Annotated in this window: 23 protein-coding genes; 8 read left to right on the top strand and 15 right to left on the bottom strand. The window is 47.6% G+C overall.

What is annotated here, in order from left to right; genetic code table 11:
- Nucleotides 1–23: 23 nt before the first annotated feature.
- From L8G48_RS08365 to lptD, 6 genes are read right to left on the bottom strand one after another with little or no spacing between them, the layout of a single operon-like run.
- Nucleotides 24–842 carry a symmetrical bis(5'-nucleosyl)-tetraphosphatase gene (locus tag L8G48_RS08365; protein WP_248264147.1) on the bottom strand — a complete coding sequence of 273 codons (819 nt, stop codon included), beginning with the start codon at nt 840–842 and terminating at the stop codon, nt 24–26.
- Between the two features lie 2 nt (nt 843–844).
- Entirely contained in the window at nt 845–1,219 is a 375-nt protein-coding gene (gene apaG / locus L8G48_RS08360; protein ID WP_248264146.1) for a Co2+/Mg2+ efflux facilitator ApaG/CorD, read from the bottom strand.
- Nucleotides 1,206–2,057, bottom strand: a complete 852-nt coding sequence (gene rsmA / locus L8G48_RS08355) for a 16S rRNA (adenine(1518)-N(6)/adenine(1519)-N(6))-dimethyltransferase RsmA (protein WP_248264145.1) — start codon at nt 2,055–2,057, stop codon at nt 1,206–1,208. Before rsmA ends, apaG begins: the two co-directional genes overlap by 14 nt.
- Nucleotides 2,050–3,042: a 4-hydroxythreonine-4-phosphate dehydrogenase PdxA gene (gene pdxA / locus L8G48_RS08350; RefSeq protein ID WP_248264144.1), complete on the bottom strand. Its 993-nt coding sequence runs from the start codon at nt 3,040–3,042 to the stop codon at nt 2,050–2,052. The genes rsmA and pdxA overlap by 8 nt, the downstream gene beginning before the upstream one ends.
- A complete protein-coding gene (gene surA / locus L8G48_RS08345) occupies nt 3,039–4,337 on the bottom strand; it encodes a peptidylprolyl isomerase SurA (RefSeq protein WP_248264143.1) in 1,299 nt (432 codons plus the stop codon). Before surA ends, pdxA begins: the two co-directional genes overlap by 4 nt.
- Before the next feature lie 11 nt (nt 4,338–4,348).
- Entirely contained in the window at nt 4,349–6,622 is a 2,274-nt protein-coding gene (gene lptD, locus L8G48_RS08340) for an LPS assembly protein LptD (RefSeq protein ID WP_248264142.1), read from the bottom strand.
- A gap of 137 nt (nt 6,623–6,759) precedes the next feature.
- Here lptD and L8G48_RS08335 point away from each other — a divergent pair, with 137 nt between their 5' ends.
- Genes L8G48_RS08335 through djlA form a run of 3 tightly spaced genes read left to right on the top strand, consistent with a single transcriptional unit; the run spans nt 6,760 to nt 9,261 of the window.
- Complete coding sequence (locus tag L8G48_RS08335) at nt 6,760–7,764, top strand: aminoglycoside phosphotransferase family protein (RefSeq protein ID WP_248264141.1); 1,005 nt, start codon at nt 6,760–6,762, stop codon at nt 7,762–7,764.
- Entirely contained in the window at nt 7,761–8,429 is a 669-nt protein-coding gene (murU, locus tag L8G48_RS08330) for an N-acetylmuramate alpha-1-phosphate uridylyltransferase MurU (RefSeq protein WP_248264140.1), read from the top strand. The genes L8G48_RS08335 and murU overlap by 4 nt, the downstream gene beginning before the upstream one ends.
- 1 nt (nt 8,430) lies before the next feature.
- Complete coding sequence (djlA, locus tag L8G48_RS08325; protein WP_248264139.1) at nt 8,431–9,261, top strand: co-chaperone DjlA; 831 nt, start codon at nt 8,431–8,433, stop codon at nt 9,259–9,261.
- Nucleotides 9,262–9,273: 12 nt separating this feature from the next.
- On the opposite strand, the gene L8G48_RS08320 is transcribed toward djlA, so the two are convergent.
- From L8G48_RS08320 to rapA, 3 genes are read right to left on the bottom strand one after another with little or no spacing between them, the layout of a single operon-like run.
- Nucleotides 9,274–10,059, bottom strand: a complete 786-nt coding sequence (locus L8G48_RS08320; RefSeq protein ID WP_248264138.1) for a DUF3530 family protein — start codon at nt 10,057–10,059, stop codon at nt 9,274–9,276.
- Between the two features lie 44 nt (nt 10,060–10,103).
- The gene (locus tag L8G48_RS08315) at nt 10,104–10,760 is read right to left on the bottom strand and encodes a pseudouridine synthase (RefSeq protein WP_248264137.1); all 657 of its coding nucleotides are present in this window, start codon (nt 10,758–10,760) and stop codon (nt 10,104–10,106) included.
- A complete protein-coding gene (gene rapA / locus L8G48_RS08310; RefSeq protein ID WP_248264136.1) occupies nt 10,760–13,420 on the bottom strand; it encodes an RNA polymerase-associated protein RapA in 2,661 nt (886 codons plus the stop codon). Before rapA ends, L8G48_RS08315 begins: the two co-directional genes overlap by 1 nt.
- Before the next feature lie 149 nt (nt 13,421–13,569).
- Here rapA and L8G48_RS08305 point away from each other — a divergent pair, with 149 nt between their 5' ends.
- The gene (locus tag L8G48_RS08305; RefSeq protein WP_248264135.1) at nt 13,570–14,955 is read left to right on the top strand and encodes a PhoH family protein; all 1,386 of its coding nucleotides are present in this window, start codon (nt 13,570–13,572) and stop codon (nt 14,953–14,955) included.
- Here the strand turns inward: L8G48_RS08305 and L8G48_RS08300 are convergent, their stop codons facing one another.
- From L8G48_RS08300 to L8G48_RS08275, 6 genes are read right to left on the bottom strand one after another with little or no spacing between them, the layout of a single operon-like run.
- A complete protein-coding gene (locus L8G48_RS08300; RefSeq protein WP_248264134.1) occupies nt 14,956–15,915 on the bottom strand; it encodes a hypothetical protein in 960 nt (319 codons plus the stop codon). It abuts the gene before it with no gap.
- A 21-nt stretch (nt 15,916–15,936) separates the two neighbouring features.
- Complete coding sequence (locus L8G48_RS08295) at nt 15,937–16,245, bottom strand: hypothetical protein (RefSeq protein ID WP_248264133.1); 309 nt, start codon at nt 16,243–16,245, stop codon at nt 15,937–15,939.
- Between the two features lie 19 nt (nt 16,246–16,264).
- On the bottom strand, nt 16,265–16,699 hold the full coding sequence (gene ruvX / locus L8G48_RS08290) for a Holliday junction resolvase RuvX (protein ID WP_248264132.1): 435 nt from the start codon (nt 16,697–16,699) through the stop codon (nt 16,265–16,267).
- Nucleotides 16,696–17,253 carry a YqgE/AlgH family protein gene (locus tag L8G48_RS08285; RefSeq protein ID WP_248264131.1) on the bottom strand — a complete coding sequence of 186 codons (558 nt, stop codon included), beginning with the start codon at nt 17,251–17,253 and terminating at the stop codon, nt 16,696–16,698. The genes ruvX and L8G48_RS08285 overlap by 4 nt, the downstream gene beginning before the upstream one ends.
- Nucleotides 17,254–17,313: 60 nt before the next feature.
- Nucleotides 17,314–18,258 (bottom strand): glutathione synthase, encoded by a 945-nt coding sequence (gene gshB, locus L8G48_RS08280; protein WP_248264130.1) that lies wholly within the window; start codon nt 18,256–18,258, stop codon nt 17,314–17,316.
- Nucleotides 18,259–18,268: 10 nt separating this feature from the next.
- Nucleotides 18,269–19,000, bottom strand: a complete 732-nt coding sequence (locus tag L8G48_RS08275; RefSeq protein WP_248264129.1) for a 16S rRNA (uracil(1498)-N(3))-methyltransferase — start codon at nt 18,998–19,000, stop codon at nt 18,269–18,271.
- A gap of 115 nt (nt 19,001–19,115) precedes the next feature.
- On the opposite strand from L8G48_RS08275, the gene metK reads away from it, so the two are divergent.
- From metK to L8G48_RS08255, 4 genes are all read left to right on the top strand, one after another.
- Nucleotides 19,116–20,261 carry a methionine adenosyltransferase gene (metK, locus tag L8G48_RS08270; protein ID WP_248264128.1) on the top strand — a complete coding sequence of 382 codons (1,146 nt, stop codon included), beginning with the start codon at nt 19,116–19,118 and terminating at the stop codon, nt 20,259–20,261.
- A gap of 91 nt (nt 20,262–20,352) precedes the next feature.
- Nucleotides 20,353–22,353, top strand: coding sequence for a transketolase (tkt, locus tag L8G48_RS08265; protein WP_248264127.1), 2,001 nt, complete (start codon nt 20,353–20,355; stop codon nt 22,351–22,353).
- Complete coding sequence (gene epd / locus L8G48_RS08260) at nt 22,354–23,385, top strand: erythrose-4-phosphate dehydrogenase (RefSeq protein ID WP_248264126.1); 1,032 nt, start codon at nt 22,354–22,356, stop codon at nt 23,383–23,385.
- Between the two features lie 12 nt (nt 23,386–23,397).
- The gene (locus tag L8G48_RS08255; RefSeq protein WP_248264125.1) at nt 23,398–24,579 is read left to right on the top strand and encodes a phosphoglycerate kinase; all 1,182 of its coding nucleotides are present in this window, start codon (nt 23,398–23,400) and stop codon (nt 24,577–24,579) included.
- The last annotated feature ends 13 nt before the right edge of the window (nt 24,580–24,592 follow it).

The raw sequence follows: 24,592 nt of genomic DNA, 5'->3' as shown, positions 1-24,592 counted from the left end.
TCCTCAGTACTGCGTGATTGTTTTCACTTCCCGGAAAAAGCCGGTTGATAAAAGAATTTTTTACTCTCAACGTTATATAACGTCATATGCTGGCCCCAGACACAGCCAGTATCGAGCGCTACTACATCTTCACGTCGGGTTTCACCCATTAACGCAGCCCAATGCCCGAATATTAAACAATTATCAGATTCAGGCCAAAACTTAAACCATGGCTTAAATGAATCCTGCGATGAACTGTCATACGGATTGTCTTTTTGCGCAAACTCAAGTTCACCATCCGGGTTGCAGTAACGCATTCGGGTAAATGCGTTCACTATAAAACGATATCGGTCGAATTCTTGCAGACTTGAGTCCCATTTTTTGGGAAAATTACCAAATAATTCTTGCATAAAGCTCTGAAACTGACCGCCAGCAAGTACTTTTTTCACGTCATTAGCGTATTGAGTCGCTTCGTCGAGTTGCCACCAAGGGTAAATTCCGGCGTGAGTGACTATTGTATTTGAGTTTTTTAGTTGCTGCAGCAACGGTTGATGGCGCAGCCAGTCAAGCCAGGCAAAACGTTGTTCATCGGCCAGCAGTTCATCGAGCTTATCTTTCGGGTTAGGTCTCCGAAAGCCCAGCAGCACGGCCATTAGGTTTATATCATGATTACCTAATACGGTGTGTACTGAGTCGCTATTTTGATAAAAAAACTGCAGAGCGTCGCGGGAATCGGGGCCGCGTGCAACAATATCGCCGACGCACCAGAGAGAATCACTGGCAGGGTTAAATGCAACCTGAGTTAACAGAGCCTCCAGCTCGCGAAAACAGCCCTGAATATCACCGACAATATAATGACTCATAATTAATGAATAATATTAGGAATAGCCAGACGAAACGAAGGGATCGGAGTTTTAAACGGCGAGCCTTGTTCATCTATCATCAGGTAATGACCTTCCATGGTGCCAATGGGCGTAGCCAAAACAGTGCCGCTGGTGTAACTGAAAGACTCTCCTGTTTTTAGTTTAGGCTGTTGTCCGACAACACCATCACCAGCTACACGGGTGATTTTATTGTTGGCATCGGTAATACGCCATTCACGAGCTTGTAATTGCACCAACTGACTGGATTGGTTGGTTATCGTTATGGTGTAAGAAAATACATATTGACCGACATCAGGGTTTGACTGTGCAGCCAAATATTGTGTTTTAACGTCTATTTGAATATTACTGACTGTCATTCTTGTCCGCTTGTTCAGTAAGCCAGTCGGAAATTCTGCAGTAATCGTCAACCGATAGAGTTTCCGGTCTCGCGCCCGGGTCAATACCCAGTGCTTCTAATTGCTCTGCAGGAACCAGCTGTTTCAGGTTATTTCTTATCGTTTTACGGCGTTGATTAAACGCTGTCAAACATAAACTATGTAATTGCGCTTTATCTTTAACCGGGTGGGGGCTGTCAGAATACGGCTCTAAACGAACAACGGACGACTCCACCTTAGGCGGCGGTGTAAAAGCTGAAGCTGGCACCGCAACCACAGGAGTTACTTTACAGGCCTGCTGGACCCCAATACTGATTCGACCATAGCTTTTTGAGCCGGGCTCTGCAGCTAAGCGCTCTACGACCTCTTTTTGCAGCATAAAGTGCATGTCTTGTACGTGGTCGGAAAATTTTAACAGATGAAAAATTAACGGCGTAGAAATATTATAGGGTAAGTTACCGAATACTCTTGCCGGACTTTCCTCTGCGAACTGACTAAAATCGATACTCAATGCGTCAGCCTGAATGACTTCCAGCTTTGGGCTCAGAAATGGGTGGTGCTGAAGTCGTTCAACCAAGTCGCGATCAATTTCTATGACTTTTAAATGGCCGCTGCGATCAACTGCTGGCTCGGTCAGAGCGGCTAAGCCCGGACCAATCTCTATAAGATTCTCACCCGGCTGAGGGTTAATGGCGTCGATAATCTGCTCAATAATATAATCGTCATTGAGGAAGTTTTGGCCGAACCGTTTACGTACCCGGTGGCCCAAATGGGTTTTGCTTCCGCCTTGGTGTTTATTTACACCTTGGTTTTTACTCATAGTGCGCTGCTCTTGCCATATCGATAGCGGTTTGCATTGCCAGTCGGCAACTTCCGTCATTAATGTTGCCTGTTCCTGCCAGCTCAAGTGCTGTGCCGTGATCGACAGAAGTGCGGATATAAGGCAACCCCAGCGTAATGTTTACCGCTTGTCCGAAGCCTTTATATTTTAGCACCGGAAGCCCCTGGTCATGATACATAGCAACTACGGCACTGGCGTTTTCCAGATACTTAGGCTGAAAAATAGTATCTGCCGGGTAAGGGCCATGGAGATTCATCCCTTGTTCTTTAAGTTGCTCAAGCACAGGCGATATAGTCTCTATTTCTTCTTGTCCTAAATGACCGGATTCACCAGCATGAGGGTTAAGCCCACAAACCAAAATTTTAGGTGATACTTCGCCAAACTTTTTGCTCAGGTCATTGTGCAGGATGGTTAAAATATTGGTCAGGCGCTCTTTCGTTACGGCTTTTGCAACGTAAGCCAGCGGAATATGAGTGGTAACCAAGGCTACCCGCAAGCCTTCGGTAGCTAGCATCATAACCACATCGTTACAGTTAGCCTCGTGCGCTAAAAATTCCGTATGCCCGGAAAAAGCGACACCCGCCTGATTAATCACACCTTTATGCACAGGGCCTGTAACAATGGCATCAAACTCACCTGAGAGGTTGCCGTCGGAGGCTCGTTTCAAGCAATCGACGACATAGTGGCCGTTGGCGGTGCATAGCTCACCCGGCGTTACTTCCTCACAAACAGGGATATGCTCAACCCATAAATGCCCGGGTTGGTGCTGTGGCAGCGTTTCGCCCTTTCGGTAGCGGTGTAACGTAATAGGGAGCTTTAATTGTTCCGCTCTTTGTGTCAATAAATTCTTGTCAGCACAGACAACCACAGCAGCCGACCAGGGCTGCTGTGCGATTTTTATAATCAAGTCAGGGCCAATACCCGCCGGTTCCCCGGCAGTAAATACAAGCGTTGGTATACTCACTCAGCGACTCTTCTTATGTAAGCCTGATCGCGCATTTCCTGTTGCCAGTTGTCGAGCTCCTCGCGGAATTTACGACTGAACAGCATTTGGTAAGCACGCTCTTGTTTATTCTCTTCAGTAGCATCCTGAGTTCTTCGGTCAGTAACTTCAACAATATGCCAACCAAATTCTGTGCGGAACGGTTTGCTTATTGTTTCAACACCGATGGACTCAACTTTTTGCTTAAATTTAGGTGCATACTTATCAGGGCGAGCCCAGCCTAAATCACCACCGCGCGAGGCAGAGCCGGGGTCAGCCGAGTGTTCACGGGCCAGTTCAGCAAAGGTCTTTTCACCACTTTCAATTTGTTCGCGATATTGAATCAGCATTTCCTGAGCTTTGTTATCCGACAAAATAACCGAAGGCTTAATTAAAATGTGACGGGCTTTAACTTCCTGCACTTCGACGGTTTGCTCCCCGCGTTTGTCCTGTACTTTCAGAATATGGAAGCCAATGCCGCTGCGGATAGGGCCAACAACGTCGCCAACTGCTTTACCGTCGACAACTTTGGCGAATAGCGTTGGCATACTGTTAACGGTCATCCACCCCATGTCACCGCCGTCAAGTGCGGCAGAGCCTGAGGAAGAGCGCATCGCTAAATCAGAAAAGTCATTGCCTTTATCCAGTAAGCTTAAAACAGTGTCAGCACGCTCTTTAGCTTTTTCCAGTTCGCTTTGTGACGCATTTGAGTCGGCGGCAATCAAAATTTGGGACAAACGATATTCGGTTTGAACCTCCTGGTTATTATCAATCAGTTTAACCAGGTTATTGATTTCTTGCGGTGTTATCGACACTCTTTGTTGTACAGCTGCACGCTGAACTTGTTGAATAACCAGTTCATTGCGAATGTTTTCGCGATAGGTTGCCCAGCTCATGCCGTTACTGACCATTGCTTCGCGCAGCTGAGCGGTGGTCATATCTTGATTACCCGCAATTTCATTAATGGCTTGTTCCAACTGGCTATCATCAATCTCAATACCCATGCGATCGGCCATCTGTAGCTGAATTTCTTGCAATATTAAACGTTCAATAGCCTGAGTTTCCAAAACTTCGTCCGATGGCGCGTTATTTGCATTGAAGTTTTGACCGCTTTTAACCTGCTGAACCAGATGGTCAATTTGGCTTTGTAAGACTACGCCGTCGTCGACAACGACAACAACACGATCCAAAAGCTGCTGAGCCTGAACTGTGTTATTCAGCAAAAAGGATGATGCGATCAGCACGGCTGCTGAACAAAACATTGCTATTTTTTTCATTATACCTACCACTATTTACTGAGATAAAAAGGACGGCGGTAGCCGTACGTACTTTTCTCAAGCATGTTAATGAGACCACTGCTATCAGAAGCTAACCCACTGATAATAAATTGTATACTAATGCCGTTGTCAAACTGCGTATCACTGTTTATTTGTGTCGCGCTGAATGCAGGCTCAAGATCACGGTTTATACGCCTGTAAGCACTGACCCGTAAGGCCCAGCAACAACTGCTGTATTGAACGCCCACCATAGCATCATTTAGACGGTCATGTGTGAGATCGTAAAAGACATTTGCTGCCACCTGCCAGCGAGAAGTGGCCGACCAAACGGCCTGGGTTCCAACTTGTTCAATGTCGTTATTTAAAATATTGGTTGCTGTTCGATGGCTCACCTGCACCAGGTTTGAGTCATCTCTGCGGAACTCTACTGCGGTCTGACTCTTGCGAGTGCTGTTAAGTTCCGTATCGTACTGAATCGAACTGCGCAGTGACCAATTGTCGTCAACGGCCCAATTGATGTCGGCAACCCATTCACTATTACTTGATGTTGTGGTTTTTTCATTTGCAGCTAACAACTGAGTGCGGCTATCATCAATGTTGTATATCTGACCGATACTTGCTCGTAGTATTTCACGTTCGTTTTGCGTCAGTAAACTGCTACTGACACCGTAAGTTACCTGATTCGCTTCCGCAATTCGGTCCAGTCCTGAGAAGCGACGACTGCGAAACAGACCGTGATAATCATCCTGCAGCAGCGAGGTATCGTAAATACCGATATTCTGCTGGTTTTCATAAGGCACATACAGATATTGAATTTGTGGTGACAAGGTTTGTCGGTATTGATCATTACCTATGTTGACGGCTCGTTCCAGATGCATACGCGCCCGGATTCTGGCGCGGGGCAAAGTCCGGGTGACTTCTTCACTGATAGTATTGTCAGGACTTTCTTGCCGGTAATGCGTGTAGAGGTAAGACAGTTCTGCCTCCGTATCAAATGCCGGCTTTTCGTAACGATATTTCACGCTCGGCTCAATGTGCGCACGAGTCGCATACTCACGAGATTGATCCTGATTTTGAAAGTAGGTGAGTTCGCTATAAAAATCAGCACTAAAGCCTTTCAAACCGTTTATATTATATTCAACGCTCAATTGCGGAAGCGTACGATAAGAGCTTCGGAAATCACCAATAAGCTCGTAGTCCTCAGTCCGCAGCTGTGCGGTCCAGTTCTCATTATCGTAATCCAGTTGGGCAACACGATATAAATGAGTATCTGCGCGGCCGGCAAACTCACTGTCAAAGTCATTTAAATAGTTGTCATCACTAATTTCGGTAGCATCAAGATATAAGCTCAGGTCTTGATTGAGCTTTGCAGAATGTTGAATATGCCAAAGATACCGTTTTTTATTGGCAATTCGGGTGTCGTCATTGCCCAGGTATTCTAAGTTGACTTGACCCGCGTGTTGCTCAAACAAGTAGCGGTACTCAGTTTTTAACATAGTACCGCGTTCAGACATATAAACGGGAGCTATGGTCGCGTCCATATTGGGCGCAATATTAAGGTAATAGGGTACTTCAACTTCAAAGCCGCTGCTTGATGAAGAATCAAACGTTGGGTAAAGCAAGCCGGTTTTGCGCGCATCACTTAACGGAAAGTTAAAGTAAGGCAGGTAAAGAACCGGCACATCGAACAGTTCAAAACGGGCATGCCAGGCTTCACCAAAATCACTGGTTTCGTTTATTTCGATGCGATCGGCGCGCAGTTGCCAGGCCGGTGACTTAGCGGGGCAAGTGGTAAAGCTTGAGTCTTGCAACAAGACCGCTTGTCGGGATAATGACAGTAGCTCTGCATGACCACGGGCGTTATGCTCCCGAATGCGATAGTCACTGTTGTAAAGTTCGGCTTTATCTTTATTAAGGTCAAGAAATAACGAGTCGCCGGTTACATTGAGGTAACCATCACTAAAAATAATGCCTTCTGAGGCGAAAATTTCCTCTTTTTGTTGATCAATGGTAGCTCTTGATGTCGATAGCCATTGTCCGTTGCGCTGAATAATAACGTTACCCGTAAAGTAGGCTTTTTCGTTGGCAAAGATTTCGGCTTTGCGTGACTCAACACCAATGGTTCCTGCTTCAGTTTGCTGTAGCTGTACCGAATCAATCTTATTGCCCTGTGGCTGGACAGCCGCGCAGGTCATGTTTTGTGGCACTTCTTGATTTTGTAAAGCCGCTAACGCACTGCCGGTAAAGGTCAGTAGTATCAGCGGAGTGATAAATCTTAGCAGCAATTGAATCTTCCGTTGGTTTTAATAAATGCATTTATTCGGTTTTGCAGCGCGTGGGTATAATAAAGCAATTTTGTTTGTTTCGCTATTTGGTACACTGCTAGTTTTAAGGCTTTACGACAAAATTTGGTGGGGGTATTTTGGAAGACAAACGAGAAGTGGCTCTGCAGGCTTGGTGTGAAGCCCAAACCGGGGTTTCTCAACCAGCTTTAGAGGTTGTCTCCGGTGATGCCAGTTTCCGTCGTTATTTTCGGGCGACAAACGGTAAGAACAGCCTGATAGCGGTTGACTGTCCGCCGGAAAAAGAACCGATGAAGCCATTTTTAGCCGTTGCGGAAGCCTATGCGAATGCAGGGGTTACGGTTCCCGACGTTATTGCCGCTGATGCCGGGCAAGGTTTTATGCTGCAATCGGATTTTGGTCAAATTCTTCTGCTGAGCAAGCTCCATCCCCGTAACGTCAGACAGTATTACCAACAGGCATTAACCGCGTTACCGAATATTATGTCGGTGCGACGTACTGAGTCAGGAGAACTTCCAACTTTTGATAACGAGCTGCTGCAGCGAGAGTTGTCGCTGTTTAAAGATTGGCTGCTGCAAACGCATTTGGCGTTAGACTGGAACGGTGAAGATGAACAGATATGGCAGGAATTTAGTCAGCAACTGATAAACAATGCGCTGGAACAGCCACAAGTGGGTGTACACCGCGATTTTCACTGTCGTAATTTAATGCTGCTGGATGATGGGCGCATTGGTGTTATCGATTTTCAGGATGCTGTTTTAGGGCCGGTGACATACGATGCGGTGTCGTTATTGCGTGACTGTTACATTGAATGGCCTGATGACTTGGTGAAAGAATTGAGTCAGGGCTTGAGACAACAATTAATAGAATCTGATCAGCTGGCCGCCCACATTGAGCCGCAGCAGTGGCAACAATGGTTTGATTGGATGGGGTTGCAGCGACATACTAAAGCCGCTGGCATTTTTGCTCGGCTGGCACACCGTGACCATAAGCCGGGGTATTTGCAGGATGTTCCAAGAACTTTAGGTTATTTGCAGCGAGTATGCGCTAACTATCCGGAACTTTCAGGCTATAACCAATGGTTAGAAAAGCGTGTCATTACGGCCTGGAAGGAGACATCATGAAAGCAATGATATTAGCCGCCGGGCGAGGCAGTCGCATGCGTCCGCTGACAGATAACCAGCCAAAACCGTTATTGCCGGTTGCGGGTAAACCGCTGTTGGCGTATCACCTGGATAAGCTCGCGCAAGCCGGAGTTAATGAAGTGATTATTAATCATGCCTGGTATGGTCAGCAAATTGAGAATTTTGTTGGCGATGGCAGTCAATGGGGGCTGCAGGTTTCCTTCTCGGTTGAACCTGAAGGTGGGCTTGAAACTGCCGGTGGTATTATTAAAGCGTTACCGTTATTAGGAGACGAACCGTTTTGGGTGATTAATGGTGATACCTGGACCGACTGGGACTACCGGGATTTACCAACTCATTTAGAGGATGAGCAACTTGCGCATTTGATCATGGTGGATAATCCGGTTCATCATCCGCGGGGGGATTTTGCTCTGGACAATGGCCTGTTAATTCATAATGGTTTAGAGAACAAGACGTTCTCCGGTATGGGCTTATACAGAAAAGAGTTGCTGCAGCCTTACCCGGAAGGGAAACAGGCTTTAAAACGATTTTTTGATCGGGCAATAAAACAAAAGCAACTGACAGCAAGCTGCTGGGGTGGCCATTGGACCGATGTTGGCACTCCGGAGCGTTTACATCAACTTAACCAGCAGTTGGAGAAATAGAATGGTTTGGGGAAAGGTTGTCGGTGCGCTGGCAGGTTTTGCATTTATGAAATGGCCGGGAGCTATTTTAGGTGTTTTGATTGGTCATTGGTTTGATCGGGGAATGGCTCAGGACTTCTCTCAAAAAGGGGCGTGGGGGCGCTTTTTATACGGCGTAGAAAAAGCCGCCGGAGATGCCAACTTTATCTACACTTTGTTTGCGGTAATGGGTCATGTTGCCAAGGCAAAAGGAAAAGTGACAAACAGTGATATTGCACAGGCGCAGGAACTTATGCGCCGTTTGAACCTCAATTCAGACGCAACCCGCGAAGCGCAGGAAGCTTTCAGGGAGGGTAAAGAGCCAACATTCCCTTTGCAGCAAGTCATGAAAGATTTTAGCGCGTCCTTTTACGGTAACCGCGATGTATTGCAGTTGTTCATGGAGCAGTTAATTGGTCTGGCGTTAAACGACGGAGTTTTAGAAAAGTCAGAACATGAAGTGCTGGTAAATGTTGCCAAGTCTCTTGGTTTTACCCGCTTTCAGTTGGACCAGTGGCTCATGATGGAGAAAGCGGCTTTTCGTTTTCATCAGCACAGTCGGCAGCAACATCAACAACAGCGTAAAACCACCAGTCAGGATGAAATTAACAATGCGTATGAAGTGCTTGGTGTAACTGCCCAAAACAGTAATGCAGAAATTAAAAAAGCGTACCGTAAACTGATGGCAAGGCATCATCCTGATAAGTTGGCATCTAAGGGGTTACCTGAAGAAGTTATGAAGCGCGCTCAGCATCGGGCTCAGGATATTCAGGCAGCTTATGAGAAAATCAAAGAAAAGCGTGATATCCGCTAATAACAATAGCCACTAGAAGCCGTGGAACTCTAGCCACCCTTTTATGGTGGCGGTTAATTCACGCTGCCCGGCATTACCGGAACTGACCAATTGTCGCTGACGGTAAGCCGGGTGTTGGTATTTATTGGCCAGCTTTTTACGCAGTTGCCAGTGTTCGTTAATCCAGCGGTTAGCTTCAGCGCTGCGAATATCCAGTACCGGCAGTTGTGACTGAGCGACACGATCGGCAAGCTCCCGGTTGTACTGAAATTGCGGTATGTACGCATTAATTAACACAATAGCGTCAGGCATTAGGGTTGGTTCGTTTTCAAGCAACCGCAAGGTGATATCGGCGGTAATACCTTCAACCACCCACACCGAGAATCCCGGCCGGCTTATTGTTTCTTCAAGCAGTAAAGTTATGCGTTGTTGCAAGGCGCCCATCAGCGGCGTAAAGACTTCTTCATCCGCAGCCTCGGGGAAGTGCGTTCTACTAGCGGGAGTTTGCAGATTGTCTGTACGGATGTCATTGTCAGGCGGAGTTAAAGCCCAGGTGGTCCAGCCAAAATCAGGCGCGTTTTCATAAACCGGACGAATATAAAAAGACTGCAACGGATGATAGTGCCAGTCGGGTAAAAGTAAGATTTGACCGCGTTCAAAGGCTTGCAGGTATTCCTTTTTCAGGGCCAAATAGCGCTCGTCGTTATCACCGGACAACCAGTGTAACTGGTCTTGAGGTAAATAACGTTCGAGGTCGTCCTGGCTTACTGCAGGGCCGCTGCAAAGAGCCGCCAGCAGTATTAATGAATAGCGTTTCATGCAGCTTATATCGGCCACTGCGCTGACAGCTTGAGTGCAAAATATTAAAACGGAACGGGGCTATGGAACTCTATCGGCTGTTCAGTTTGTGGATGCGTTACGGCAAGATATTCAGCGTGCAGTAGCAACCGTTCAGCCGCTGAAAAGGCTTCGCTGTGTGCATAGAACTTATCGCCTAATATAGGGCAGCCAATGGCCTGCAGATGCACTCTAAGCTGATGTGAGCGGCCGGTATGAGGGGTTAGTTCAACATCGCTGCAGCGGCCATCGAATGTAATAGCCCGATAAAAGGTTGTACTGGGCTTGCCGATGGAAAAATCCATGTGCTGGCGAGGTCGGTTAGGCCAGTCGCAAGACAGTGGCAGCTCTATTTCTCCCTGCCAAGCGGGCAATTGACCCCACACTCTTGCCCTATATTTTTTCTGCGTCGTGCGGTTCTGAAATTGTCGGTTCAGGTGGCTTTGCGCCGCTTTGGTTTTGGCCAGCAACAAAATGCCAGAAGTTGCCATATCCAGTCGGTGAACCACTCTAATTTCCGGATGTACCCGCTGAACCCGGGCGTAAACAGAATCTTTGTGCTCAGGCCGTTTGCCTGGAACGCTGAGTATTCCGGGCGCTTTATTAACCACCAGCAACTGGGCGTCCTCATAAAGTGTTTTGAGAAACGGGGTTGTTGGTGGCTGATAATGAAGCAGCGTCATTAATGATTATTGATTAGAATACGGACAGACTGTAGCGATAATTGCGGGCGCTCAAGAGCAGAAGTGATTTGCTCTTCACGCCAGTTTATGGCTTCTATTTCGCTGCTACGCACCGATGGGTTCTTCTGCTGCAAATCAAGCAGTCGGGTGCGTTCGTGTTGTAAGGCGTTCAGCGCAGTTTGTTTTACCTGCTCAAGCTCGTTTTGTTGCCAGTCACGTGCTTGTTGTTGGCCTGAATGGATCAGTTTTTGCGCGGATTTGCGCAGTTGCCGCAGTATCTGACGGGCTGTTTTCTTATCAATAAAGCTGGCTTGTTGATCCAAAAGCTCGCGCGGGACTTTGGCAGAAAGCTCCTGGCCTTGCCCATTAAATAACAAACGTAAGCTTTGCTGTGGACAAAACTCCTGCAGCGCTGCGGCTTTAGGTGCCGGCACCAGGCTGGCAAAGTCCAGCTCCAGGAACCAGTTACCGGCCGGAATAGCTGGGTTTTTCAGTTCGGCAACGCAAGTACTGCCAAAGTCGTCTGTCGTTAATAGTTCCAGTGCGGCCTGCACCATCGGGTGATCCCAGCTGAGAAAATCGGTGTCTTCAAAGTTAAGCGCAGTAATTCGGTCAAAGGTTACGGTGACACCATCGTCCGGCAGCCCGGGCAGACTACCAACACGCATATGCTCGCCCGGACGGATAAACCAGCGCTCCTCATCCAGCACTTCATTGTTAATACCAAAGCGGTCGCAGAAGGCAATCATAAAGTCGGCCAGCGTGTCTGTATCGCTGTCGCTATTAATTTGTGCAATGATTCTTTCTGCGGTTTCAGGACGACACGCATTCAAAGCCTGCAGTTTATCCTGACCGTCGCGGTTGCGTTCTAGCCAGGTGCTATGCAGCTCTGTCGTTTGCTGTAACAAGTCATCGCTCAGTGGTTTATGTTCGGCAATAGCCTGCTCAATATCTGCGCCAAAAGCATCGTATAACTTACGACCTATAGCATTACATTGACGGAAGGCATTCATTCCCTGTTCGTACCAGGGCAGCAGTATCGCTTCGGTTGAAGCTTGGCAATAAGGCAGATAGATATCAATGTCTTGTTGTTGACCAATTCTATCTAAACGGCCGATACGCTGTTCCAGCAGGTCTGGGTTGGTCGGCAAATCGAACAGGATCAATTGGTGCACGAATTGAAAGTTCCGGCCTTCGCTGCCAATTTCCGAGCACAGTAAAATAGGGCTGCCGTCTTCCTCACTGGCAAAAAAGGCGGCTGAGCGATCGCGTTCGGTTAGTGTCATTCCTTCATGGAAAGTGGCGGCTTGCACGCCAGCCAGTACACGTAAGGCTTCGGATAAGTCCAGCACCTGCTCTGCTGTTTTGCATATCAGCAGCGCTTTTCCCGAGCGGTTTTGTTTTATGTGTTCCAGTAACCAGTCAATACGCGGATCTTCCATCCACCAGGGCATATCTTCATCGGGTTCGCACTCATCCAGCTCTACCGGATGAAAATGACGTTGCGGGAAACCGCCAATGTCGGCGCGGCGGTTGCGGAACATAACGCGACCCGTGCCATGTTTATCCAGTAAGTCATCAAGCTCAGTCGAATCTGTAACCGACTCGGCCTGTTTTGCCAGTTCTTTGTAGTGTGCTTGTTCTTCCTGAAAACTGGCAAAGTCGGAGAATCTATCCGGGTCCAATAACTGCAGACGCTGAAAATGTCCTTCGGCACCTTCTTGTTCAGGCGTTGCGGTTAATAGCAACAAACCGGGTACCGCTTCGCAGAGGTTTTTAACTGTACTGAACTCAGGCGCATCAGGTTGCAGATGATGAGCTTCATCAATAACCAGCAGATCAAACTCGGCTTCAGGCAGCGCCTGGCTCCAGCGGGATTCATGCATAAAGCGGCTGCTGATAATAATGTGTTGCTCGGTCAGAAACGGGTTTTCATTGTCCACTTCTGCCTGTTCACAGCGCTCGTCATCGAACAGGGTAAAGTTGAGCGCAAAGCGGCGGCGGAGTTCGACCAGCCATTGGTGCATTAAAGATTCCGGCACCACAATAAGTACACGCTGTGAACGTCCGGTGGTCAGCCGGCGTTTAATGATCATACCGGCTTCAATGGTTTTGCCGAGGCCCACTTCGTCAGCCAGCAACACCCGTGGGTGATAACGGTCAGCAACCGTTTTAGCAATGTACAACTGGTGTGGCAGTAAATGGGTACGAACACCTAATAACCCCGCCACTTCACTGGCCTGATGATGTGCCAGATGTTCACTGGCCTCGCAGCGTAGCTGATACATGTCGAGCCGATCAGCCTGACCGGCCAGTAAGCGGGTTAATGCCGGGTTGCTGTCAACTTGGTGAGAGAGTTGAGTTTCAGGTACAACGACTGACTCTTGCGTGTCATTGTGCACTCCGTGATAGGTCACAATGCCTTGTGACTCAGTCAACTCCTGGATGGTAAAACTCCATCCTTCAGCATGTTTACCTTGCTGCTGAACCTGGAGTTGATAGCGAGCCAAAGGGGCCTCCTGAGCCGAATACAGTCGCACTTCACCGGTTGCGGGGAACATCAAGGTTAAGTGACGACCTTCGGCCTGGGTAATCATGCCCAGCCCTAACTCGGTCTCTGTTTCACTTAAGTAACGCTGTCCAACTCTAAACTCACTCACTACACACTCCCGCACGCTGTTTTCTATGGTCGCAATGGTACGCAATTCATACACTAATTCCGAGGAAAAATTTATTTCTGTCACCGTTCTGTCATGAATTTTAGGCTAAGCTGTAAGAAAAGAATAATCACAAGTATAGGTATGCGCTAATGACTAAAAACACCGGCAAGTTCTTTATTCTGGATACCAATATTCTTCTGCACGACCCACTTGCTTTCCTTAACTTTGATGAACATAACGTGATTGTCCCCATGGTCGTTCTGGAAGAACTGGACAAGATAAAAGACCGCAACAAGGATGTCAGCCGTGAAGCTCGTGTGGCTATTCGCTCGTTAGAGGAAGTGCTGAAAGAGGCGACCCCTGAGGAAATTGTTGCCGGAGTGCCTTTAAACCGCATGCATGGCGAACATAAGGCTAATGGAACTCTGGCTATTTTTCCTGACTATCAGCTGGAGCAAACTGAATCGATGTTGTCTTTGCGTGAAAATGATCATCGAATTATTCAGGCGGCCCTGAAAATTCAACGCGAGCGCACACCGGCTGGTGTGGTGCTGGTGACCAAAGATATTAATATGCGCCTGAAAGCGAAAGGCGCGGGTATGAAATACGTTGAAGATTATCGTACCGACCAGCTTATTGACGACATTCGTTTGCTGACCAAAGGATTTTACCAGTTTGAGGGCGATTTCTGGTCGCAGGTTGGTGAAGTACAGACTCAGCAGGAAGGCCGGGACGCTTACCACACCGTAAGCCGTGAATTACTGCCGCAAATTTTTGCCAATGAATACCTTATTGATTCCACCAATAATTTTGCTGCGCGAGTAGAAGAGTACAATAACCAAACCGTCACCTTAATGGATTTGAGTGTTGAACGCATGATGTCTTATGGCGCCTGGGGCGTTCACCCCAAAAACATTTATCAGGCTATGGCGTTGCATGCGTTACTTGATACCAGCATGGATATGGTTATTCTGACCGGCCCGGCAGGCAGTGGCAAAACGTTTCTGGCTCTGTCTGCGGCCTTACAAATGGTGGTGGAGCAGGGAATTTACGAAAAAATTATCGTGACTCGCAATACGCCCGAAATTGCTGAATCGATTGGTTATTTGCCGGGCACCGAAGAAGAGAAAATGGCGCCCTGGTTGTCGGCAATAACAGATTCGCTGGAGGCTCTGCATAAACAGGATGAGAGCATGGAATCGAGTCTGAACTACATTATGAAAAAGGCCAATATTCAGTTTAAATCATTAAACTTTATGCGTGGGCGAAGCATCCAGAACGCTATAGTCATTTTAGATGAAGCGCAAAATTTAACCGCATCTCAGTTAAAAACCTTAATCACTCGCTGTGGCGAAAACACTAAGTTAGTGGTGTCGGGTAACCTGGCGCAAATTGATAGTTATTATTTAACGGCTGTTACCTCCGGCCTGACTTATATTGTCGAGCGATTTAAAGACTATCCGGGCAGTGCGACAATCAACTTAAATGGCGTGGTGCGAAGTCAATTGGCGCAGTTTGCCGAAGAACATTTGTAGTCAGTTAAGCGGCACGACGGTGTATTGTCCGGTGCTGACCTGGAATTCTGTCTGGTCACCGACCTGGCCCAAAGGCATAGCGGCAGGGCCTGTGACATCAACCAGGACATAATTAATGCCGTCATGCTTAACCGTAGTGTCTTCAGATCGCCGGCTTATGGAAATACCAAAGACGGCGTGTTTAGGCAGATAAATGATAGCCATTTGGGGTGTTTCAATAATTTGTTGTATAACTGCCGTCATTAAGGTGACTTTGCTGTCGCAATCGCCTTGGTTGTAGTAGAGCAACTGGTTTGGCGGAACGAATCCGTCGCCGCGACTATCCAGCTTGTTGTTTAAATCGTTATAAGGAATTTGCTGAATAAAACTGGCGATAAAATTAATGTAGTTGCGCTGTGTATTGTTACCCAGTTGTTCTCCAATCGCCTGTATCAGCGGTCGTATTGTGGGAGTGACTTCGCGCGCTATGGCCGGATGATCAGGGATAATACCCTGCTCCCCCGGAGGCAGAGTGAGTTTACGGTAATAATTAGCTTCCAGGTAGTCGCTCCAACGCTCATTGTAGTATGTGCGTAAACGCTTTTTATAATCGTTAAGCTGCTGTCGTTTCTGCTGTGTTCTGGCATTGGCTGTAATCATTTCAACCGACTGTTGGCGAGGGGTTAAGCGCGCCTGAATACCCTGCCATTGCTGTTGACGAATATAACGATTGAGTTGGTGAGCAAGCTCGCGTTGGCTTCGCTCAAGGTTAAATCCCCGGTAGCGTTTCAACGGCAGTAAGAAATCTTTTTTATCAACCTGGAAGGTAAAAGCTTGTTGGCGGTTATCAAAATCACGCCACTGGTAAGAAAAATTAAGTTGGCCGTCATCGCTTTCATTGAGCTGAAAGAAGTTTTGGCTGCTAGCCGTTAAGGGAAAGAATAAGAGTAACCAGACAGTAGCACAAAGTTTACGTGTCATTCTGGTTACTCCTGTCAGCCTCTAAAACTTCATTTCAGTAATAGGACTGTCTTCAAATTTAAGGTCAACCTGATACTCAACACCGCCGGAACGGATGAAAAAATACGTCTTGTCTTTTTTAAAGATGTCCTGTAGTGGGACTAATTTAATGCCCGGACGGCGTTCGGCCGGCATATCGGTAAGCTCTACTAAAGCTCGCGAAACCAATATATTTTGGTAACGGGGACCAGTAATTAAAAGCAGTTTTTTATTTTCGTCTTTCAGTAAAAGAGTATTACCTGTCACTGAATAGGGTTCTTCATTACCAAACAAGGCCAGCTCCTGTCGCATCAGTTTATCACTAACAACACTATAACGAATTATTGCTTTTTGGCAAATAAGCGTTCATAAAATCTTCAACAATAATGAGGGCGGCTTGGCTATCGACAAGCCCTTTGTCCAATTTTCGGAAACCGCCTTGGTTAAATAAGCTCTCGCGAGCAGCGGTTGAAGTTAACCGTTCATCCTGAAAAGCCACCGGTAAACCAAAGCGACCATGCAATCGATTGCCGAACTTCTTTGCTCGTTGAGTCAACGGCTGTTCGGTACCATCCATGTTTAAAGGCAGACCGACAACCAGTTGCTCCGGCTGCCATTTAGCAAACAACTTTTCAATAAGCTGCCAGTCGGGTATGCCCTCTTTTGCTTTGATAGCCGCTAATGGTGAAGCTGTTGCAGTTATTGTCTGACCAATTGCAACGCCGATACTTTTGGTACCAAAATCAAAGCCAATAACGGTGCTCATGCGTGCCCAACATCCGGTCCCAGTTGCCACACATCAAACCCCAGCTGGTCTGTAGCTTTTTGCCAGCGCTGGCTGGATGGTGTCGTGAATAAAAGTTCAGGATCAGCCGGAATAGCCAGCCAGGAGTTTTGACCCAGTTCCTCTTCCAGCTGTCCGGCTTCCCAGCCTGCGTAACCCAAGGTCAATAAAAATTGCGGTGGCGCAGCCGATGACCCTAATGCTTCCAGAATGTCGCGCGAGGTGGTGACCATGATGTCATTACTCATTTTCTGGCTGGCGCGCCAGTTGTCCTGAGGAGGGTGAATAACGAATCCGCGTTCTTTACCAACAGGCCCACCCTGATAAACATTGCCTTGCAGGTGCTGGTTATTTTCTGGATAAACAATTTCAAGTTTATCCAGCAGCGAAGTAACTCTCATATCTGCAGGCTGGTTTATCACTAAGCCCATGGCCCCTTCTTCGTTGTGTTCGCAGATATACGTCACGGTCCGTTTAAACATCGGGTCGTTCAGCATTGGGGTTGCTATCAAAAAATGATTCTGCAAATTGTTCATCGATTCAACGACTCCTTAACGATAATCTCTGTTAACTCTGTTGGGACGCATAGTTGAATTTCAATTCAACTTTGCTTCTACGGCCCGGAACACTAATTCAGCGATATTAATGTCATAAGCGTTTTCAATTTCACGCATACAGGTGGGGCTGGTGACATTAATTTCGGTAATACGGTCACCAATAACGTCCAGCCCTACAATAATCAGCCCACGTTTTTTCAGTTCAGGGCCGACTTTACGGGCAAGCGTCCAGTCGCTGTCTGACAATGACTGGGCACGGCCGCTGCCACCTGCGGCCAGGTTACCACGGGTTTCGCCGGCGCTGGGAATACGAGCGAGCGAATAAGGTACCGGCTCACCATCAATAATCAGAATGCGTTTGTCGCCGTCTTTAATTTCAGGCAAATACTTTTGCACCATAGCGTAGCGCTGACCTTTGTCGGTCAAAGTTTCAATAATAACGCTTAAGTTACTGCCATCGGCACCGACTTTAAAAATTGAAGCGCCACCCATACCATCCAGAGGTTTTAAAATGACATCACCGTGTTTTTTATGAAAGGTTTTAATGACATCGGATCTGGAACTGACCAGAGTGTCGGCAATAGAATCCGCGAACCATGAGGTAAAGAGTTTTTCGTTACAGTCGCGCAGGCTCTGAGGCTTATTCACTACCAGACTACCGCGTTGCTCGGCTAATTCCAGAATTTGTGTCGCGTATAGAAACTCGCTGTCAAAAGGTGGTTCTTTGCGCATCATAATGACATCAAAATCTTCCAGCGGACGATACGTGCTGTCACTTAAGCTGTAAAAATCAGTTTTTTGATCGCGAACTTCAATTTCCCGGGCAAATGCCATGGGCTGGCCGTTATCAATGACTAAGTCACCCAGCTCCAGATAAAAACATTGGTAACCCCGCGTCTGAGCTTCCAACAGCAAACGAAAACTGGTGTCTTTTTCGGTTTTTACGGCGGCGATTGGATCCATCACCATAGCTAACTTTTTCATGTAAACTCCTTTAGCTTAAGTCGCCAAACTGATATTGCACGGCGGTTAGCGCTGAGAGCGCGGCGGTTTCTGTTCTTAACACTCGCGGGCCTAAACGCATCGGTTTGAATCCTTGTTGTTCAGCATTACTGACCTCGTCATCCGTAAAACCGCCTTCAGGACCAATGAGTAATTGTATTCCTTTATCGGCTTGCTGAAATGAAGACAGCGGTTTTTTCGCGGTTGGATCTAAAGTCAGGCGAAGCCCCGCGAAGGCGTCTTCAATAAAGTCACTTAACTGCAGTGCTGGTTTCACTTTAGGAACCACACTGCGACCGCATTGTTCGCAAGCTGAACGGACAATTTTTTGCCATTGTAGCTGCTTCTTTGCAAGCCTGTCTCCATTGAGTTTTACTCCGCAACGCTCACTGAACAGCGGGGTTATTTCTGTTACGCCTAATTCGACTGACTTTTGCAGTACAAAATCCATGCGGTCACCGCGCGAAATGACTTGTGCTAAATGAATATTGACCGGTGATTCTGACTTATTAGCCTGACTGCGGGTTGCTATAAAATGTGCTGATTTTTTCTCAACTGAGGCAATAGTTGCTTCGTAATTCTGCTCATCACCATTGAATAGAACAATGGTATCCCCTACGTTTAAACGCAGGACTTTGATCAGGTGCTGAAACGCATCCCGACTCAATTCAATTTCAGATTGTAACGTTATAGGGCCCGGATGATAGATCCGTGGTACTCGCATTTCACCAGCCTTAACCAGACTTTCAGACGTCCAGAAGTAGAAAAAAAAAGAATGATCGATTATATTATGCAGCCAGTATTAACCGATTTCATCAAAATTAAGGAATAGTGGGTTTATGTCGCGTCACCTATTTACATCAGAATCCGTGTCCGAAGGGCACCCGGACAAAATTGCCGACCAAATATCCGATGCGGTTTTAGACGCTATTTTAGCAGAAGATCCAAAATCCCGGGTGGCTTGTGAAACCTTTGTCAAAACCGGAATGGTTCTGGTTGGTGGCGAAATAACCACCGAAGCCTGGGTTGATATCGACGACTTGACCCGTAAGACAATCCAAGACATTGGTTATAATCATTCAGATATGGGTTTTGACGGTGCGTCTTGTGCCGTTCTGAATGCTATTGGCAAACAGAGCCACGATATTAATCAAGGCGTTGATCGTGCGGAACCAGAAGAGCAAGGCGCCGGCGATCAAGGCTTGATGTTTGGTTACGCCTCAAACGAAACTTCAGTATTAATGCCTGCGCCTGTGACTTACGCGCATCGGGTTGTGCAGCGTCAGGCACAAGTGCGGAAAAGCGGACTTTTAGATTGGTTACGCCCGGATGCTAAAAGTCAGCTGACCTTTGTTTATGAAAACGGTAAGCCGGTGGCTATCGATACCGTTGTGTTATCCACTCAGCATAGAGAAGATATTGCTCAGGAAACGTTGCGTGAAGCGGTGATGGAAGAAATCATTAAACCGGTATTGCCGGAGCAGTGGATTGCCAAAGACACACAGTTCCACATTAACCCAACCGGGCGTTTCGTTGTCGGCGGCCCTATGGGGGATTGCGGTCTTACCGGGCGTAAAATTATTGTCGACACTTACGGTGGTATGGCGCGCCATGGTGGCGGTGCATTTTCCGGTAAAGACCCGTCCAAAGTTGACCGCAGTGCAGCTTATGCGGCGCGTTATGTTGCCAAGAACCTGGTGGCGGCTGGCTTAGCTGAACGTTGCGAGCTACAAATTTCTTACGCCATTGGGGTGGCAGAACCAACGTCTATTAGCATTGATACCTTTGGTACATCAAAGTACTCAGAGGAACAATTAATTGCATTAATCCGTCGCCATTTTGACTTACGCCCTTACGGATTAATTAAAATGCTTGACCTGGAGCGTCCAATTTACCATCAAACGGCTGCATACGGGCACTTTGGCCGGGACGAATTCCCTTGGGAAAAAACCGACAAAGCCGCCGATTTACAGGCTGATATTTAAACAATAATTCGCCTATAAATTTGCTTGTACCCCCTGAAATGTGGAGAATACGCGCATCGCAAGTTGCTCTTCATCTTCCAGGGGGTTTTTCATGTCAGATCGTCAATATATCGCCAACGCTATCCGTGCACTCAGTATGGATGCGGTTCAAAAAGCTAAATCAGGCCACCCCGGAGCGCCCATGGGTATGGCAGATATCGCAGAAGTCCTTTGGCGTGACTACCTAAAGCATAACCCCAATAACCCCGGCTGGGCTGACCGTGACCGTTTTGTCTTATCAAATGGTCACGGTTCAATGTTGATTTACTCATTACTTCACCTGACAGGTTATGATCTCAGCATTGAGGACTTGAAACAGTTCCGCCAATTAGATTCAAAAACTCCCGGACACCCTGAATATGGTTACACTGCGGGTGTGGAAACGACTACCGGACCGCTGGGACAGGGACTTGCAAACGCCGTGGGGATGGCTCTGGCTGAGAAAGTATTAGCCGCGCAGTTTAACCGTGAAAATCATGAGATTGTTGATCATTACACCTACACCTTCCTGGGTGACGGTTGTTTGATGGAAGGCATTTCGCACGAAGCGTGTTCACTGGCGGGTACCCTGGGTCTGGGGAAGCTCATTGCGTTTTACGATGACAACGGCATTTCCATTGATGGAGAGGTTGATGGCTGGTTCACCGACGATACCGCGAAGCGTTTCGAGTCTTATGGCTGGCACGTGATTAACCAAATTGACGGACACAACTCAGCGGCAATCACACAAGCAATTGAGAGCGCCCGCGCTCACCAGGACAAACCAACGCTGATTATTTGTAAAACCGTTATTGGCTTCGGAGCACCGAATAAACAGGGCTCTGAGAGCTGTCATGGTGCGCCCTTAGGCGATGACGAAATTGTCGCTGCGCGCAAGCAATTGAACTGGCCGCACGACGCTTTTGAAGTACCGGCAGATGTTTACCAGCAATGGTCGGCGACGGATAAAGGGGCGGCGGTTGAGTCTTCCTGGAATAAGCGCTGGGTTGCTTATGAGCACGAGTATCCGCAGCTGGCAAAAGAACTGAAGCGTCGTCTGAATGGCGAATTGCCGGAAGGCTTTGAGAATTCAGTACACAATTATGCGAAACAACTGCAAAGCAGCCCAGAAGCTATCGCCACACGAAAAGCGTCGCTAAATGTTTTGAATGAGTTTGGTCCGAAGTTACCTGAACTGTTAGGCGGTTCTGCTGACTTGGCTGGATCAAACCTGACATTATGGAACAATGCGAAGGGCATTACTGCGGATGATAGCAGTGGTAACTATGTCTTTTATGGGGTACGCGAGTTTGGTATGTCAGCCATTATGAACGGCGTAACCTTGCACGGCGGTTTTAAGGCTTATGGTGCGACTTTCCTGATGTTTATGGAATATGCCCGTAATGCGGTGCGCATGTCGGCGCTGATGAAGCAGCCGAGTATTTTTGTTTACACCCACGACTCTATCGGACTGGGTGAAGATGGACCTACCCATCAGCCGGTTGAGCAACTGGCTAACTTACGGCAAACGCCTAATTTGCAATGCTGGCGCCCATGCGACCAGGTTGAAACAGTGGTTGCCTGGGGGGCGGCAGTGCAAAGCAGTAAAACCCCATCTGCCTTAATTTTTAGCCGTCAGGGAATGCAGCAACAAGGGCGCGACGACGAGCAACTAACCAATATTGCCCGTGGCGGTTACATTCTGAAAGATTGCGATGGCCAGCCCGAAGTGATTCTGATTGCCACTGGCTCGGAAGTTGATTTAGCCATGAACGCCTATGAACAGCTCACCGATCAGAACCATAAAGTGCGCGTTGTGTCTATGCCATCAACTAACGTGTTTGATATTCAGGATACCGATTACAAAGAATCGGTATTGCCATCAGAGGTTACTCGGCGCGTTGCGATTGAAGCCGGTATCACCGATTTCTGGTACAAATATGTTGGTCTTAACGGCGAAGTGGTGGGCATGAAAACCTTTGGTGAGTCTGCGCCGGCGGTCGATTTATATCAGCATTTTGGTATTACTATCGACAATGTTGTGGCAGCGGCTAAACGTTTGTTAGGAGCATAAATGAGCGAACCGACTCGTATTGCGATTAATGGCTTTGGTCGTATTGGCCGCAGCTTTTTGCGCGCTTTATATGAGAATAATTACCGTGACAGTGTGCAGGTGGTGCTGATTAACGAACCTGCCGCGTCGGAGGCGATAGCGCATTTACTGAAATACGACTCCAGCCACGGACGGTTTGGCGAAAAAGTGTCGCAATCGGGTGATACGTTAACGGTCGCCGGCGATGTTATAGCTTTGACCCATCAGACTGAAATTGAAGCCATTGACTGGTGCGCTCATCACGTTGATATTGTCATCGACTGCACCGGCGTATTCGGCAGTCAGGCCGATGGCCAGCTCTACCTTCAGCAAGGCGTAAAGCGCGTGCTGTTTTCTCACCCGGGCAAGCCCGACGTTGACTTCACTGCAATTTACGGAGTGAATGAGAAAGAGCTTACTATTGAGCATAAAGTCGTTTCTAACGGCTCCTGCACAACAAACTGCATAGTGCCGGTGATCAAAGTGCTGGACGACGCTTTTGGTATTGATTCCGGCGCCATTACAACCATTCACTCCGCTATGCACGACCAGCAGGTTATTGATGCCTACCATTCGGATTTGCGCCGAACCCGCGCCGCCGGGCGTTCTATTATTCCGGTGGATACGCGTTTAGCACGAGGCATTGAACGTATATTACCGCACTTAGAAGGGCGTTTTGAGGCCATTGCTGTGCGGGTGCCAACCACTAATGTGACCGCAATGGACTTGAGCGTTACGTTAAACAGTGACGCGACTATTGAGCAAATCAACCAGGTTTTGCGCGAACACAGCGAACAGCAGCTGGCCGGAATACTGGACTATACTGAAGAGCCTTTAGTCTCAATAGATTTTAACCATGACCCGCATTCATCCATTGTTGATGGCACGCAAACTCGTGTCAGTCATAAACGGCTGGTTAAGTTGCTGTGTTGGTGTGACAACGAATGGGGATTCGCCAGTCGTTTGCTGGATACCGCAAAAACAATGGCTAAACAAACAGAACATTCAGTTTAGAGAGGGTATTACATGTCTGTCATTGCTATGACCGATTTGGATTTAAATAACAAACGCGTCCTGATTCGGGAAGATTTAAACGTTCCGGTTAAAAATGGAAAAGTAACCTCCGATGCGCGACTAAAAGCAGCACTGCCAAGTATTCAAAAGGCTTTGAAAGCGGGGGCTAAAGTCATGGTGATGTCTCATCTGGGGCGTCCAACGGAAGGCGAATACGATGAGCAGTTTTCGCTGCAACCCGTGGTTGACTACCTAAAAAGCGCGCTGGATTGTTCTGTTCGGTTGAGTAAAGACTACCTCGATGGTGTTGAGTTGAACGCCGGAGAACTCGTAGTTTTTGAGAACGTTCGCTTTAATGCTGGCGAGAAAAAGAACGATGACGAGCTGGCTAAAAAGTTAGCGAAGCTGTGTGATGTTTACGTGATGGATGCCTTTGGTACCGCACACCGTGCACAGGCATCGACTCACGGTGTTGCTAAATACGCACCTGTTGCTTGCGCCGGGCCATTGCTGGCCGGTGAATTAAAAGCTCTGGGTAAAGCGCTGGAAGAACCGAAGCGGCCGTTAGTAGCCATTGTCGGTGGTTCAAAGGTTTCAACCAAACTCACCGTATTAGAGTCGCTGTCGGGTGTTGTTGATCAGCTGATTGTGGGTGGCGGAATTGCTAACACCTTTGTTGCAGCCGCTGGCCATAACGTGGGTAAATCATTGTATGAGGCTGACTTAACCGATGAGGCCAACCGCTTAATGGCGCAGGCTAAAGCCAAAGGCGGCGATATTCCTTTACCGCTGGATGTGGTAACCGGCAAAGAATTCAGCGCAGAGACAAAAGCCGAAATTAAAGCCGTTAATAGCGTTGCTGATGATGACATGATTTTTGATATTGGTCCTGAAACAGCAGAACAATTAGCGTCTATGTTGAAAAACGCCGGCACAATTGTCTGGAACGGCCCGGTCGGTGTTTTTGAATTTGAGCAATTTGGGCAGGGGACAAAAAACATTGCCAATGCCATTGCACAAAGTGATGCGTTTTCAATTGCCGGTGGTGGCGACACTCTGGCTGCAATTGACCAATACGATATCGCTGATAAGATAAGTTATATTTCAACAGGTGGCGGAGCGTTCCTGGAATTTCTGGAAGGTAAAACATTACCGGCCGTAGAAATTTTACAAGAACGGGCTAAAGACGCCTGAAAACAAGTTTTTA

This window comes from Idiomarina aminovorans, from assembly GCF_023155095.1.
GTDB lineage: Bacteria > Pseudomonadota > Gammaproteobacteria > Enterobacterales > Alteromonadaceae > Idiomarina > Idiomarina aminovorans.
The sequence above is the reverse complement of the archived record's forward strand: the minus strand, read 5'-3'. Positions and strand labels throughout refer to the sequence as shown.